The sequence below is a fragment of the Desulfuromonadaceae bacterium genome (genome assembly GCA_019429445.1).
Lineage (GTDB): Bacteria > Desulfobacterota > Desulfuromonadia > Desulfuromonadales > JAHYIW01 > JAHYIW01.
On the sequence record JAHYIW010000006.1, the window covers coordinates 74,333 to 87,946 of the forward strand.

At 56.8% G+C, this 13,614-nt stretch carries 16 protein-coding genes; 6 read left to right on the forward strand and 10 right to left on the reverse strand.

Annotated features, from left to right (window positions below; translation table 11 throughout):
• Nucleotides 1–187: 187 nt before the first annotated feature.
• Genes K0A93_03400 through K0A93_03415 form a run of 4 tightly spaced genes read right to left on the reverse strand, consistent with a single transcriptional unit; the run spans nt 188 to nt 4,140 of the window.
• Nucleotides 188–667 (reverse strand): HyaD/HybD family hydrogenase maturation endopeptidase, encoded by a 480-nt coding sequence (locus K0A93_03400; GenBank protein MBW6511151.1) that lies wholly within the window; start codon nt 665–667, stop codon nt 188–190.
• Nucleotides 664–1,320, reverse strand: a complete 657-nt coding sequence (cybH, locus tag K0A93_03405; GenBank protein MBW6511152.1) for a Ni/Fe-hydrogenase, b-type cytochrome subunit — start codon at nt 1,318–1,320, stop codon at nt 664–666. Before cybH ends, K0A93_03400 begins: the two co-directional genes overlap by 4 nt.
• Nucleotides 1,321–1,338: 18 nt before the next feature.
• Nucleotides 1,339–3,039: a nickel-dependent hydrogenase large subunit gene (locus K0A93_03410; protein ID MBW6511153.1), complete on the reverse strand. Its 1,701-nt coding sequence runs from the start codon at nt 3,037–3,039 to the stop codon at nt 1,339–1,341.
• Nucleotides 3,040–3,042: 3 nt separating this feature from the next.
• Nucleotides 3,043–4,140 (reverse strand): hydrogenase small subunit, encoded by a 1,098-nt coding sequence (locus tag K0A93_03415; protein ID MBW6511154.1) that lies wholly within the window; start codon nt 4,138–4,140, stop codon nt 3,043–3,045.
• A gap of 398 nt (nt 4,141–4,538) precedes the next feature.
• Between K0A93_03415 and K0A93_03420 the strand changes: the two genes are divergently transcribed.
• The 6 genes from K0A93_03420 to K0A93_03445 all read left to right on the forward strand — a co-directional run bounded on the left by K0A93_03420 (nt 4,539) and on the right by K0A93_03445 (nt 8,111).
• Nucleotides 4,539–5,432 (forward strand): complex I NDUFA9 subunit family protein, encoded by an 894-nt coding sequence (locus K0A93_03420; GenBank protein MBW6511155.1) that lies wholly within the window; start codon nt 4,539–4,541, stop codon nt 5,430–5,432.
• Nucleotides 5,433–5,438: 6 nt separating this feature from the next.
• Nucleotides 5,439–6,260, forward strand: a complete 822-nt coding sequence (locus K0A93_03425; protein ID MBW6511156.1) for a YfiM family protein — start codon at nt 5,439–5,441, stop codon at nt 6,258–6,260.
• 397 nt (nt 6,261–6,657) lie between these two features.
• Nucleotides 6,658–6,882, forward strand: coding sequence for a hypothetical protein (locus K0A93_03430; GenBank protein ID MBW6511157.1), 225 nt, complete (start codon nt 6,658–6,660; stop codon nt 6,880–6,882).
• Nucleotides 6,883–6,893: 11 nt separating this feature from the next.
• Nucleotides 6,894–7,559: a methyltransferase domain-containing protein gene (locus tag K0A93_03435; protein ID MBW6511158.1), complete on the forward strand. Its 666-nt coding sequence runs from the start codon at nt 6,894–6,896 to the stop codon at nt 7,557–7,559.
• Nucleotides 7,560–7,608: 49 nt separating this feature from the next.
• The gene (locus K0A93_03440; GenBank protein ID MBW6511159.1) at nt 7,609–7,713 is read left to right on the forward strand and encodes a hypothetical protein; all 105 of its coding nucleotides are present in this window, start codon (nt 7,609–7,611) and stop codon (nt 7,711–7,713) included.
• On the forward strand, nt 7,710–8,111 hold the full coding sequence (locus K0A93_03445) for a hypothetical protein (GenBank protein MBW6511160.1): 402 nt from the start codon (nt 7,710–7,712) through the stop codon (nt 8,109–8,111). Before K0A93_03440 ends, K0A93_03445 begins: the two co-directional genes overlap by 4 nt.
• A 32-nt stretch (nt 8,112–8,143) precedes the next feature.
• On the opposite strand, the gene K0A93_03450 is transcribed toward K0A93_03445, so the two are convergent.
• From K0A93_03450 to K0A93_03475, 6 genes are all read right to left on the reverse strand, one after another.
• The gene (locus K0A93_03450; GenBank protein ID MBW6511161.1) at nt 8,144–8,866 is read right to left on the reverse strand and encodes a pyridoxine 5'-phosphate synthase; all 723 of its coding nucleotides are present in this window, start codon (nt 8,864–8,866) and stop codon (nt 8,144–8,146) included.
• Nucleotides 8,867–8,988: 122 nt separating this feature from the next.
• Nucleotides 8,989–11,076 carry an AAA family ATPase gene (locus K0A93_03455; protein ID MBW6511162.1) on the reverse strand — a complete coding sequence of 696 codons (2,088 nt, stop codon included), beginning with the start codon at nt 11,074–11,076 and terminating at the stop codon, nt 8,989–8,991.
• A complete protein-coding gene (locus K0A93_03460) occupies nt 11,073–11,435 on the reverse strand; it encodes a TraR/DksA C4-type zinc finger protein (protein ID MBW6511163.1) in 363 nt (120 codons plus the stop codon). Before K0A93_03460 ends, K0A93_03455 begins: the two co-directional genes overlap by 4 nt.
• Nucleotides 11,436–11,534: 99 nt before the next feature.
• Nucleotides 11,535–11,798 carry a TraR/DksA C4-type zinc finger protein gene (locus tag K0A93_03465; GenBank protein ID MBW6511164.1) on the reverse strand — a complete coding sequence of 88 codons (264 nt, stop codon included), beginning with the start codon at nt 11,796–11,798 and terminating at the stop codon, nt 11,535–11,537.
• Between the two features lie 29 nt (nt 11,799–11,827).
• Nucleotides 11,828–13,081 carry an MFS transporter gene (locus K0A93_03470; GenBank protein MBW6511165.1) on the reverse strand — a complete coding sequence of 418 codons (1,254 nt, stop codon included), beginning with the start codon at nt 13,079–13,081 and terminating at the stop codon, nt 11,828–11,830.
• Between the two features lie 43 nt (nt 13,082–13,124).
• Nucleotides 13,125–13,445, reverse strand: coding sequence for an arsenic metallochaperone ArsD family protein (locus tag K0A93_03475; GenBank protein ID MBW6511166.1), 321 nt, complete (start codon nt 13,443–13,445; stop codon nt 13,125–13,127).
• Nucleotides 13,446–13,614: the final 169 nt, after the last annotated feature.

Below are 13,614 nucleotides of genomic sequence, written 5' to 3' on the forward strand. Positions count from 1 at the left end.
GAAATGCAAAAAAAAACAGGGTCTCTCCGACCCTCAGTGCCACCATTGTAACTATCGCTTTAATTGTCCGACGTGTGGACATAAGGTGTCCTCCACCAGCATGCTCACCTGTCCACGCTGTGCAACCAGCCTGAGGTAAAAAAGGGGGCCGCAGTTGCGGCCCCCGGATGTTGCACGTGTTTTTCAGTCAAGCCGCCAGTTCCGGTGGCGCCCCCCATCTGGTCAACTCATCGATCACCGCAGCAATCACCTGCGGTAGCGCCCTCGACACTTCAGGGGTAAGGGCCATCTCCATCTCGATCGAACCCGGCTGTACGCCCCAGACCACCAGCTCGCGTGGCAAGTAGCCCTGCAATTCTGCTACCGTCAGCAGATCCTGCACCCCCATCTGGTGGATCGACAGTTTGCTGGCAAAAACACGGGGCACTTCGTCCCCGGTAACGCGGAGGATCGTTCCCGGATGGGCACCGATTTCCAGTGCGTCGATGATCAGCAAGCGATCGATTCCTTCGAGCATCGGGAGCAGATCGAGACCGAGAGTTCCGCCATCAATCACTTTAACCTGCGGCGGGAAGCGATAATCGCTCTGCAATACCTGGACAATTTTTACTCCGAGCGCATCGTCGTTCATCAGCATGTTGCCAAGACCCAGAACGAGAATGCTCATTCAACCTCCTCATCAGGATCAACAAATTTGTAGCCACCGAAAATACTGCTCAGACAGCCGTTCTTTTCCTTTACGTCCATCAGCGCAGCGCTGTAAACGTGATGAATACCGAAGCCAATCAGCAACCACATGATGATGTGGTGCGTCAGCCGCAGCTGTTGATTGCCAACCGCCAGTAATGGCTGGCTCAGATTAAACCAGAAACTGCCCGGCTCGAATTGTCCATAGATGGCAAAGCCGGTGATGCACTGCACCAGAAAGAGCGCGAAGACGCCCGCGTAGGCCATGACCGCCAACGCGTTGTGCCCCACTTCGTAGGGCGGAGTTTTGCGCAAAAAGGTGTACCACGCGAAGGTGCCGACAATCCGCTTCCGCCCTTTTGCGGTCACCCAGGGAAAATACTCTCTCCAGCTTGCGTACCGGTTGCCGCAAAACATCCACACCATGCGCGCCAAAAAGGAAGCCAAAAACAGATAGGCAAAAACGTAGTGGATGAAACGCATCCAGCCCATCACATACGGTGTGGTGGATGACACACTGATAAATGGATTACCGATATACAGTCCGGTGACCGAGAGAACCACGAGGGCAACCACATTGACCCAATGTGTGATGCGAACCGGCCATTCCCAGACATAACGAAGTTCCAGCATAAGCTTCGCCTCCTTGCGTTAGAGGGCCTTGACCTTAATGATTTCCTTGCCGGTGATATCCAGCACATGAACCGCACACGCCAGGCAGGGGTCAAATGAGTGGATTGTCCGCAAGATTTCCAGAGGATTCTCCGGGTCAGCGATCGGCGTGCCAATCAGTGCCTGCTCGTACGGACCCCGTTGTCCTTTCTCGTCACGCGGACCGGCATTCCAGGTTGAAGGAACCACCGCCTGGAAGTTTTCGATCTTCTGGTTTTTGATCCGGATCCAGTGACCAAGCGCACCACGCGGTGCTTCGTGCCAGCCAAACCCCTGGGCTTCTTTCGGCCAGGAAGCAGGATCCCACATCTCGCCGTTATGCATGTCAAGAATGCCACGACCCATATTGTCGGCCAGTTGCAGCAGCCATTCTTCATTTTTTTGCGCCAGCACCAGCGCGTCAACCCCGCGCGCGGCGGTACGGCCGAGGGTTGAGAAGAGCGCGGACGCCGGAGCACCGAGGGTTTTGAGGACGAAAGTGACGGCTCCCTGAACTTCCGGAACGCCGTGCGCATAGGCCACCAGGACGCGTGCCAGCGGGCCGACCTCCATCGGTCGTCCGTCGTAACGGGGCGATTTGACCCAGGAGTATTTCTGGTCGGTATCGAGCCATGTGTAGGGCGGTTTCGGCCCGGTGTAATTGGCGTTGGTTTCGCCGTCGTAGGGGTGGAGCGCTTTGTCATCCCCCCCCTGGTAGCTGTACCAGGAATTAGTGACCGACTCGGTAATCTTTTTCTCGTCCATCGGATAGACGTTGGCCAGATCCTTGTCGGTGATGACTCCGCGCGGGAAGAAGTTCTGCCCGCTGGCATCGGGGAAATCCCCGTAGGAGAGATAGTTGCCGACGCCGCCGCCGATTGCCGCCCAGTCGAGGTAAAACGGTGCTACGGCAAGCAGGTCAGGGATGTAGACCTGCTCCACAAAAGAGCGGGCCTTTTTGAACAGTTTCATCATCCAGGCGATCTTGTCGGCGTTGATGGCATTCTGGCTGTTGGGGTCAACCGGGATCGACATGCCGCCGACCAGGAACGTCTGTGGATGCGGGTTTTTCGAACCGAGGATAGCGTGGATTTTAATCACATCTTTCTGCCATTCGAGGGCTTCGAGATAGTGGGCGACCGCCATCAGGTTTGCTTCGGGAGGCAGCTTGTAGGCGCTGTGTCCCCAGTAGGCGTTCTGGAACGGGCCAAGACGACCGGTGCCGGCAAACGCCTTGACCCGCTCCTGGATCCCCTTGAAATATGCGGCACTCGATTTTGGCCAGTCCGAGATTGATTGTGCCAGCTTCGAGGTTGCAACCGGATCAGCACTCAGCGCGCTGACAATATCGACCCAGTCGAGGGCGTGCAGGTGATAGAAATGGATAACGTGATCATGCACGTTCTGGATCCCCATGATCAGGTTGCGGATCAATCGGGCATTGTCGGGGATCTGGATCTTCAGAGCATCTTCGACGGCACGAATACTGGCCATCGAATGCACGGTCGTGCAAACCCCGCAAAAGCGCTGGGTGAAGTGATGAGCATCGCGCGGATCACGCCCTTTAAGAATAGTTTCCACGCCCCGAAAAGCAGTGGAAGAACTCCAGGCGTCAACAATCTTGCCCCCATCAATCTGCGCTTCGATACGCAAATGACCTTCAATACGGGTGATCGGATCAACGGCTATTCGTTTGGCCATCGTTTAGCCCTCCTTCGAATCGTGTTCGTTTTTGCGCAGGGCGCTGGCGACGCCGTGGGCGCCAAATGCAACAGCGGTTGCCGCCGCAAGTCCAAGGCCGATCTGGTCGGCGGTCGTTTCAATGCCGAAGCCGGGCACTTGCGGCAAACGGCGGTAGAAAGGACTCATCGTGTCCCAGAAACCCGGCTCGGAGCAACCGATGCAACCATGACCGGCCATGACCGGCCAGCTGACGCCCTCGTTGTAGCGGCAGGTCGGACAATTATGAAAGGTTTCCGGACCTTTGCACCCCAACTTGTACAGACACCAGCCCTGACGATGGCCGGGATCACCGAACGCTTCAGCATACTGACCGGCATCGAAATGTGAGCGCCGTTCACAGTTGTCATGAATGCGCTTGCCGTGAGCGAAGAGCGGGCGACCGAGTTTGTCGGTTGCGGGCAGTTTGCCGAAGGTCAGAAAATGGACGACGGTCGCCGTCAGATTGGTCGCGTTGACCGGACAACCGGGCAGGTTGATCACCGTGGCACCAGGCACTGCCTCCTGCACTGACATGGCCCCGGTCGGATTTGGCGCGGCGGCGGGCAAACCGCCGAACGCGGCACAATTGCCGACCGCGATTGTTGCGGCGGCGTTGCCGCAGACTTCCTTGACAATGGCGAGAGCACTCTTGCCGCCGACGCAGCAATAGGCGCCGTCACGCGGGATCGAACCCTCGACGATGGCAATATATTTGCCCTGGTATCTCTTGATGGCGTCGTCCTTCGATTTTTCAGCCTGATGACCGGCGGCCGCCATAATCGTCTCGGCATACTCAATCGACAATGTGTCGAGAATAATCTCGGCTGCCGTCGGCTGATTGGCGCGTAAAAACGCCTCGGTATCCCCGGTACAACTTTGCAGCTCAACCCAGATGACCGGAACCCGATTGTCTTCAATGGCCTGAGCGACACGGGGAACCAGGGTGATCGGCAAGGCCAGAGCGGCGGTCGTCGCGGTACAGAACTTGATAAAGTCCCGTCGTTTGATGCCTCGGGCTTCCCACTTCAGCAAAGTCTCTTCGGGAATCGAGACCGCGGCGGGGGTTTGCTCCTCTTTCATATCACTACCTCCTTCTTTGGTGAGCTGCTGAGCGGTGTTAAGCAGAACCGATGATCATTATATCAAAAAAATAAATAAATTCTCAGGTCTTCGGTTGAAATAAGTAGAACGATGTTATCTTGTTTGACATTATTTGAATATATTGTCAAGTGTTTAAAATAACAAGAAAATTTCAGATATTTAATGTGAAAAATAAAAGAAGGAAGTTCCTTTGTTCTTTTTTGTTAAAGCTCTGTTTGGCGCGGAGCACAAAAAGACCGGTGCTGCCTTTTATGAATTGACCGGCATGGTATACTTCTGAGGGCATCTTTAACGGGGCCCTTCAGCGTGCCAAGATGACGTTTTTGCTGTTACTTTTATGCATGGACCAGGGAAGTATTGGTCGCCGGAGAAAAACGATGAATGTTTTTGTGACTGGTGGAACAGGTTTTGTCGGCCGCGAAGTTGTCACGCAACTGCTTGCGGCCGGACATGATGTGCGTTGCCTGGTGCGCCGCAAGGCGGGGAGCGGGCTGTCCGAGGACAAGCGGATAACCCTCGTCGGTGGAGACGTAACCGACAGTGCGACGCTGGCGGACGCCTTGCTCGGGTGTGATGCAGTGATTAATCTGGTCGGCATTATTCGCGAGTTTCCGAGGCGGGGAATCACTTTTACACGGCTACATACCGAAGCGACCCGCAATCTGGTGATGGCTGCCGAGAGTCAGCAGGTGTCGCGTTTCATCCAGATGAGTGCCAACGGAACACGGCCCGACGCGCGCAGCGCCTATCATCAGACGAAATGGCTTGCCGAAGAGGCGGTGCGGGGGGCGGCACTGCAATGGACCATTTTCCGGCCGTCGTTGATCTTTGGTCGCGATGACCAGTTTGTCAACCTGCTCGCCGGATTTTTGCGCCAATCTCCGCTGTTGCCGATCATTGGCAGTGGTGAATATCGTCTTACCCCGGTTGCGGTGAGTGACATTGCCGCAGCTTTTGTCCGCGCGCTGACCACGCCGGAGAGTATCGGTCAGCTGTATCATTGTGGTGGCCCCGCTACGTTCACCTATAACGAGATCGTCGATCTGGTCGCTGCCGCGCTCGGCAAGAGCGTCTGGAAAATCCATCTGCCGCCCGCATTGTTACGTCCCGTCGTGGCACTGTTGGAAGATTTTCCGCAGTTTCCACTGACGCGCACCCAGATGCTCATGCTGCTGGAGGGGAATGAGTGCGACCCGACAGCATGGCGCAGCGCATTCGCTCTGCAGTTAACGCCTTTTGGCACCGGCATTTGTGATTATTTGACGGCCTGAAGCCCGATGTGTGTTTTTTGTCGTCACCTGTTTATTATCCTGCTGCTGAGCACGCTCCTTCCCTCGTTTGCGCTGTGCGCGGAGGAAGCCACAGCAACCGGCCTGAATCGTGGACAAAAAACCCTGCTGCTCAATGTTGGCTCGACGGCAGCGGTCATTGGTTGGGGGATCCTCAATTGGGACTATTTTTCGCGCACGCCGCGCACAAGTGATGAAGGTTGGTTCGGCAGTGAGACCGACAGCGGTGGTGCCGACAAACTGGGACATGCCTATACCAGCTACCTGCTCAGTCACAGCTTTTCCAGCATTTACCGCGCCTGGGGGTACACCACTGCAGAAGCGGCGCGTTACGGGTGCTATTCGGCCCTCGGTGTCACCGGAATCATGGAATTGGGGGATGCGTTCAGCGCGAACTACGGTTTTTCTTACGAAGACATGCTGATGAACCTGGTTGGGGCAGGGTTCGGTTTCCTGACTGAAACCTGTCCGGCGTTGGGACGCAAGGTCGATTTTCGTTGGGAATATCGCCCCGACCTCGGCAATCTGGAGGGGGACTTCGTCACCGACTACGAGCATTCCAAGTATCTTCTGGCGGTAAAAGCAGCAGGATTCAGTGCGACCCCCGGCTGGCTCAAACCGTTCGAAGTTCACTTCGGCTACTACGTCCGTAGCGCTCATTCCGTGGCACTGAATGGCCGTCTCCGTACCCTCTACACCGCGCTTGGCATAAATCTGACCCGCCTGCTGCGCCCCTATTGCGCAACGCGTTTTTTTGATTATTTTCAGATGCCGTATGTATATCTGGCTCTGGAGCATGACGTGGATTAACAATCCCCGTGACCGCCCGGCTTCGGTCTGAGGAACCCCGAGAGTTGCACTTTTCGGATGGTCGTGTTACTTTTCTGCAGCAATCAATCATCAGGAAGAGCCATGCCCAATTTATCCGCCAAACCATCGCGTACTTTGATCACCAGCGTAAAAATCCCGCCGCCTTAATTCCCCGGGCCACCCGTACCCACGACGCACAATCCTGACGCCTTATGGTTTTGCGGCGCTACTGCGAGGGGCTGAAGGTTGCATGAGTATTCATTGTCCGTCGCCTCCGCTCTGGGCCGTGTTGACGATTCAGTCCAGATCTCACTTTCTTTGCCCGTGTTCTTATCGCCCCGGATGAGCGCAGGGGCCACGATGTTTCAGGCGGCTTTGGCACCAACAAAGGAAAGACATGGAAAGCCAACCATTAACAGAAATTCAGCGCCGCCGTACCTTCGGCATCATCAGCCACCCTGACCCGAAACGACTGGCCGCCTTCGAGAAGGCCAACCAGGCCAATCTGGCGCATGACGCGGAAGGGAATCTGACCTATCTGGCGTCCAGCGAATGGCGGTTGGGGTTCGTGACCGAACAGTGGCCGGAAATCATTTTCCTGAAAACCCGTGAGCACGACTAAGTGACGCATTCATGTTGAGAAAAAATACTCTCTGCTGGCAGCCCGAGCAGACGACGGACCTGCATGAGGAGCGTTTGGACAAGGTGGTACAAACGCTGTTGGCGTGCAACGTTCTGAGCGTCCTCGATCTTGGTTGCGGGCCAGGCGAATTACTGATGCGCCTGGCCGCAGAAAAACAGTTCACGACCATTGTCGGCATCGACACATCGCAGGAGGCTCTGGCCGAGGCGCGAGCCCGACTCGCCTTCCATGATGAGGGGTTCGCCGACCGCAAGATGTCCCTGTTTCTTGCGTCCTACACATCTTTGGACGAGAATTTTTGCGGGTTTGATGCAGCAGTCCTGGTCGAGACCATCGAACATGTTGCGCCGCAACGCCTGTCGGCAGTCGAGACGGCGGTTTTCGCCGGATATCGGCCGAAGACGGTCATCGTCACCACGCCTAATCGCGAGTACAATGTGCTGCACGGCATTCCGGACGGCGTTCTCCGCCACCCGGATCATCGTTTTGAATGGACCCGGGATAAATTCAGACGTTGGGCCGCTGGCGTGGCACGGCGCAACGGTTACCAGGTCGTGTTTGAGGATATCGGCGCATTCGACTCCCGCCATGGCAGTTCGACACAGATGGCGACCTTTTCGTTGATGCAAATCGGAAGCTCTCGCGCGGTACGGTAGACGTGAGTATTTATAGAATTCTGCAGCAAGAGATCAGCAGATCGACCCTTTGATTCCATGGCTTGATGCCATCATTCTCGGCATGGTTGAAGGCCTCACTGAGTTCCTGCCGGTTTCCTCGATTGGACATGTGATCCTGTTTCAGAATGGCTGAACTGGCATCGGAACCCTGCCACTAAAGCTGGCGTTGATGCTTTTGAAATTGCCATCCAGTCTGCGGCGCTACTGGCGGTCATCGGTATTGACATCACCCATATCCGGCCGATGTTGCGGGGTTTGCGCGGGCAGGACAGCGAGGGGCGTCGTTTCCTGCTGGTGGGTTTTCTGCCGCCGGCCATCATCGGTGTGCTGGCCGGAAGCTGGATCAAGTCAACGCTGTTCGGGATTGGTCCGGTCATTGCCACCCTGGCGATCGGCGGATTGCTAATGGTCGTCATCGAGCGCCGGTTTCGACGGCAGCTCCTAAGTGAACCGAGCCAGGAGAAGCGACCCCTTGCGGCCATGACGCTTCGATCAGCTCTGGCCTTCGGTATGGTGTTTTACTTTTCTTAACTGTCGTTGTAAAATCGCAAGCGCCCGGCTGATCATATGCGGGTACGGATCAACGCCACCATGTCTCTGACGGCGCGGTCGAGGCCCACCAGCATGGCGCGAGCGATGATGGAGTGCCCGATGTTGTATTCCTCGACACCTCCCAACGCGGCCAGGGCCTGAATGTTGACATAATCAAGCCCGTGCCCGGCGTTAACGCCAAGACCCAGCTTCTTAGCGAATTTAATCGCCGCATCGATCTTCCCGAGTTCCTCCATCCGATCATGCCAGCCAGAGGCGTTAGCGTAGGTTCCTGTGTGAATTTCGATGCAGTCGGCTCCACTCTTCTTGGCGACCTTGATCTGTTCGGGGTCGGGATCGACGAACAGGCTGACGACGACACCTTTTTCCCGCAACGTCTTGACCACCGACGTCACGGTGCCGCGGTTGAAGATCACATCCAGACCACCTTCTGTGGTCAGTTCCTGGCGTTTCTCCGGCACCAGCGTGACCTGCTCCGGCTTGGTCATAAGGGCGATACCGACCATTTCTTCCGTAGCGGCCATCTCCAAATTGAGCCGGGTCTTGACCGTCCGGCGCAGAATTTCCAAGTCTCGATCCTGGATGTGACGGCGATCCTCTCTCAGGTGGATCGTGATTCCGTCGACCCCGGCCAATTCACCGATCGCCGCCGCCATCACCGGATCAGGCTCCACGCCGCCGCGCGCCTGACGAACGGTGGCTATATGATCAACATTCAATCCAAGTTTTGCCATGTGCCTTGAACCTTTCATCGTGGTTGGTTTCCGCGCCGAATAGCGCAAAAAAGCTCTTTGCTGTTTTTTGGTTTCCCTTTGACTATCGGTGTGGGCAAGGACTTCGAGCGGGGATGTTGCGCTTAGCCTGGCAGGAAAGGCGAAGGTTCGCCTGAGTGGGTCAGCATCAGCCGGTGCATGGTGCGGGTACAGGCCACGTAAAGCAGATTGCGATCCATGGCGGTGTGATAATTGGCGGCGTTGGTCTCGGGTACGATCACCCGATCAAATTCCAGCCCCTTGGCCATGTGGGCGCTGCAGACGGTGATGCCGGTGGAAAAAACCGCACTGGCGGCATCCAGCAGTCGCACCGCGATACCGTCTTTATGCAGGGCTGCGGCGATCTTTTCCGCCTGTTTCTGCGTCTTGCAGATGATCCCCAGGCTGTTGTGCGCCGAATCAAGAAATTCAGCCGCCAGTCGGCAAATCTGTCCGATCTCTTCGGCACGGCTGCGACAACTCAAGACCTGTGGCTCTTCGCCAGGGCGTTCCATCGGTATCAGGTCGGGGTTGGGACAGATGCTCTGCGCGAACCGCATGATCGGCAGGGTCGAACGGTAGCTACGGGTCAGGGTCATATAGTTCGCGCCGGAGAAAGGCTTGCAGATCTCCTCGGCCCGTGAGGCGCTGTAGGGATTCACCGCCTGAGCCACGTCGCCGAGAATCGTCTTGCGGCAGGCAAACAGGCGCGCGAGTAGCGCATACTGCACCGGCGTGTAGTCCTGCATCTCGTCGATGAGCAGGTGCTTGACCGCCCGGTAGGGATTGTCGACCCCCTCCAGGCGCAACTTGAGGTGGATAAGTGGAAAGACATCGGCGTACTCCAGCTTGCTCCCCTTGGCCGGCTTGAACAGTTCCGGCCGACCGAGCCAGGTATAAAACTCCTGATACGTCTTGCGCAGGGTGCTGGTCCGGTGCATCGTCTTCAGGGCGGCGCGCAGAATGCGCCGGTCTTCGGCATCCATGTTGTAATGGTAGGTCGCAGCCATCTTGACATCGACCGTCTGAACCACATGGGTGATGCGCTCAGCCGGACTCTTGCCGCGATACCTGGCGAAGGTTTCGGCGAGAAACCAGCCCGGCACCAGACGGCTGCAGAGAGTGACGTCCTCGGCCACGAACCGGGTTGCTTCCACGTGCTCGGCGTAGGCATCAAGCTGTTTGAGAAAATTGGTTGAGGACTTGAAGACAATGCGTTCGCGCATCGCTTCGTCCGCTGACTCCAGCAGCAGGGCGGTCTGCTCGAAAAAACTCTGAAAGCGGATTTTGTACTCCAGCAGTTCGTCAGCAAGCCTTTCCATGCCGATCTCGGCCACTGACTCCTCGCCCAGTTCGGGCAGCACGTTGGCAATGTAGCTGGCAAAGACCCGGTTCGGCGAGATGATCAGGATGTCTTTCGAGCTCAAGGTCTCTTTGAACCGGTACAAGAGAAACGCGATCCGGTGCAGAGCGATGGAGGTTTTGCCGGAACCGGCGACCCCCTGGATGATCAGGGTCGGGGCCTGATCGTCACGGATGATGGCGTTCTGGTCGCGCTGGATGGTGGCAACGATATTCTTCATGCCGTCGTCAGAGGCGCGGGCGAGTTCCTGCTGCAGCACATCGTCGACGATGTTGAGCCCGCTCTCCAGCATGAGCTCCATTTCGCCGTCGCGAATCCGGAACTGGCGTTTGAGCATGATCGCGCCACGGACCTTCCCGGCCGGTGATTCATAGGCGGCCGCACCGGTCTCGTAATCGTAGAACAGGGACGCGATCGGCGCCCGCCAGTCGTAGACCAGGTGCTCCTTGTGCTGCTCGTCGTGGTAATGGTGAACACCGATATAGAAGGCTTCGGGCGCGTCTTGATCGTTCCGAACAAAATCGAAGCGACCGAAATACGGCGAACGAGCGAGTTTGAGCAGACGCTGCTTTTGCGCTGCGAGCGACTCGCCGGTCATCAGCATCTGCTCGATCGCCTGGCGCGTCGTGACCTTCTCGACGTGATCCATGCCCGCCTTGTTCTCCCATAGATAGGTTTTCTGCTCCTGGATATCCTTTTGGTAGCGCGCCAGGCGTTCCTCGATGCCTTGCACCGTTCGGTGCAGTCGGCGTTGCACATCGTCGAGACGCAGACGCTCTTCACTTTCCGGGTCGTGGTGGTTCAAGGCCTGGGTATCGGTGGTTTTCATCTGCCAGCCTTTCCCTCTGCCGCGCGTGCGCATTCGATGCAGACCAGGGTCGCCGGGTCGACCTTCAGTCGCTTTTCGGCAATCTCCTCGTCGCATTTGACGCAGTACCCATAGTCGCCGCTGCGCAGCCGGTTGACGGCCGTCCGGATGCGTTGCAGTTCCACCTCGGTGCGACGGGACGAGGCCTGGGCCATGGCCTGCTGCTGCATGGCATCCATGCGCGAAAGGCGACCCACCTTGGTCTGGTCGAGTTCCACCGGCGCACCTTCTCTCTGCTGTGCCTCGCGCCCTGCCATGATTTCGGCGAGACGTTTCTCCAGAAGAATTTTAAACACATTTAAATCCAAATCATCGCGCATGGCTGAAAAATCTCCTGTTTTTCTGGCTGCCCCGCTTCGCAAAGGTGGACACCGCCGTTACGCGGGGGCGGCGAAGGGAGAAGTAAAATCCGATGATAGTCATGTCGTCTTTGTCGTCGAACATTTCAGGCAGACTAAGGTCGTTGGATCGACCAGCAGACGTTCGTCGTCAATCTCCTCACTACAATCCATGCATCTTTTGTAATTGCCCCATCTGATGCGGCTTAAGGCAACTTCGATGCGTTCTTCTTCGGATTTGACCTGTCCCGAACTCTTCAACTGCCGTAAAGCACCGAACCTCTTCAAAAGAAGCTGTTGGAAAAACTCCACATCCAGATTCTTACACTCTTCTGTCTTGTCCATCGTTACAACTCCATTGTTCAGAAAGTACTTCAAGCCAGCACTGCCGTGGCCGTCTGGCCGAGACGGCAGCGGACCAGCAGTCCCGTGACCACCGCCATAAGTCCCAGCACGGTACATCCGGGCACGATCACCGTAAAGGGCACGCCGACCTTGAGCAGCCCGCCGACTACCACCGGCCCCAGGGCCGTGGCAAAAACACCGATCGTCGCCACCATCCCCTTGGTGGCTCCCAATGATTCGACGCCATAAACTTCCGCCCACAACGCCGTCATCGTCGGCCCGTTGATCCCCTGACTGACACCGGCCAGGGTCAAGTAAACCAGGGCACCCCAGGGGTTCGATCCCAGACTCATAGCGAGCAGGCCCGTGCAGACCGGCACCAGAGTCAAGGGGAACAGGTTTTGTGCACCACAACGGTCGATCCACGGGCCGATCAGCAGCGATCCGGCCATGCGCGCCGTGGCAAAGCCGATGAAAGCCGTTGCCATGGTTGTGACGGACCAGCCATACGCCTCGGCCAGGGGGATCTGATAAAGGAACAAGGCAGTCAGGACCAGCGGCAGGAAAATTGTGCTCGGCAATAGCGCATAAAATCGACCGTCACGGAACAGCGCAAACCTGCGAGGTGCAGGTGGCACCTGTGCTGCTGGCGCTTCGGGGTTTTTCTGGCTCTCACCCCGGAGCAGAAAAGACATGGTCGGCAGCAGCACCAGTGCGATGATACCACCGAGAATCGCCCAGCTCTGACGCCAGCCCACACTTTGAGCCAGCAGCACGACTCCTAACGGGAGCAGTCCTTCGCCCAGGGGATAGCCGAGCCCGGAGAGACTTAAGGCCCGGCCGCGCCCCTTCTCGAAGACCCGCGCCATGGTAATCGAGGCGGTCAGGCTGAGCAGCCCTTGCCCGGCCAGCCGCAGTCCAAGCAGGGCGACAAACAAAAATCCGACATTCGGTGTCAGCGCCATAGCCAGGCATGCCAGCACGAGACCCCATCCAGCGGCTAAACTGAAACGCCGCAGCGGGACCCGGTCGAGAAGACGACCGAACCAGGGAAGGCTTGCGGCCGAAGTGATGGTTGCTGCGGCATAAAGCGCTCCAAATTGTGCTGTGTCAAGGGCGAAGACGTCCAGAAACTGCGGCACAAAGATCGAGATCAGAAAGGTCTGACCGAAACTGGAAAAGAAGGTCAGGAGCACACCGAAGATCAGAATTTGCGGGTGAGCCTGCAGGAAAGAAAAATATCCATAGCCTTGCTCCGCTGCTTGGGGGGTGACTCGATCCATGTTCACTTTCACGGGCCTGCGACTCAGCGCGCGGATCAAACCCTTATCCCCGGGCAACACGAGCCCTTTTCAAGGCAGCAACCCGCAGCGACCACCCCTGCCCTGTCAGTTTGCCGTCGATATATACTGCCGGAAGCACCCCGTTTCTCTTGACATGCAAACGCTCAGCAACTCCAGGATGTGCTGCAAAAGCCAGGGGGGTACTGTCGAGGCCATAACGCTGGAGTTCGATACCGGTCTCTTGCACATGGCTGAAGAAAGTTTCAATTTTTCCCCATGTCGCGGCGGCCAATACTTTGCCATCAGCCGCCTCACAATCTGGTGCTGGTACGCTTTCAGAAAGTTCAAAAATTTCGATTCCCAATGGTATAAAACTCCTCAAGGCACGGGGATAAGAGCCCTGTTACTTCTGTTACGAAACCTTCATCACGCCCCGCAATCAGTTGGGCGTGATATAAACAACATTCAAAATCGTCCGGCTGATCGACGACTTTGTGACGTTTTTCTTAAACTCTGTAGAGGCTTTCGGATTA

Bases quoted from the DNA above. Each gene is read 5' to 3' on its own strand.
- K0A93_03400 (MBW6511151.1), bottom strand. From the start codon at position 667: ATGAGCATTCTCGTTCTGGGTCTTGGCAACATGCTGATGAACGACGAT.
- cybH (MBW6511152.1), bottom strand. From the start codon at position 1,320: ATGCTGGAACTTCGTTATGTCTGGGAATGGCCGGTTCGCATCACACAT.
- K0A93_03410 (MBW6511153.1), bottom strand. From the start codon at position 3,039: ATGGCCAAACGAATAGCCGTTGATCCGATCACCCGTATTGAAGGTCAT.
- K0A93_03415 (MBW6511154.1), bottom strand. From the start codon at position 4,140: ATGAAAGAGGAGCAAACCCCCGCCGCGGTCTCGATTCCCGAAGAGACT.
- K0A93_03420 (MBW6511155.1), top strand. From the start codon at position 4,539: ATGAATGTTTTTGTGACTGGTGGAACAGGTTTTGTCGGCCGCGAAGTT.
- K0A93_03425 (MBW6511156.1), top strand. From the start codon at position 5,439: ATGTGTGTTTTTTGTCGTCACCTGTTTATTATCCTGCTGCTGAGCACG.
- K0A93_03430 (MBW6511157.1), top strand. From the start codon at position 6,658: ATGGAAAGCCAACCATTAACAGAAATTCAGCGCCGCCGTACCTTCGGC.
- K0A93_03435 (MBW6511158.1), top strand. From the start codon at position 6,894: ATGTTGAGAAAAAATACTCTCTGCTGGCAGCCCGAGCAGACGACGGAC.
- K0A93_03450 (MBW6511161.1), bottom strand. From the start codon at position 8,866: ATGGCAAAACTTGGATTGAATGTTGATCATATAGCCACCGTTCGTCAG.
- K0A93_03455 (MBW6511162.1), bottom strand. From the start codon at position 11,076: ATGAAAACCACCGATACCCAGGCCTTGAACCACCACGACCCGGAAAGT.
- K0A93_03460 (MBW6511163.1), bottom strand. From the start codon at position 11,435: ATGCGCGATGATTTGGATTTAAATGTGTTTAAAATTCTTCTGGAGAAA.
- K0A93_03465 (MBW6511164.1), bottom strand. From the start codon at position 11,798: ATGGACAAGACAGAAGAGTGTAAGAATCTGGATGTGGAGTTTTTCCAA.
- K0A93_03470 (MBW6511165.1), bottom strand. From the start codon at position 13,081: ATGGATCGAGTCACCCCCCAAGCAGCGGAGCAAGGCTATGGATATTTT.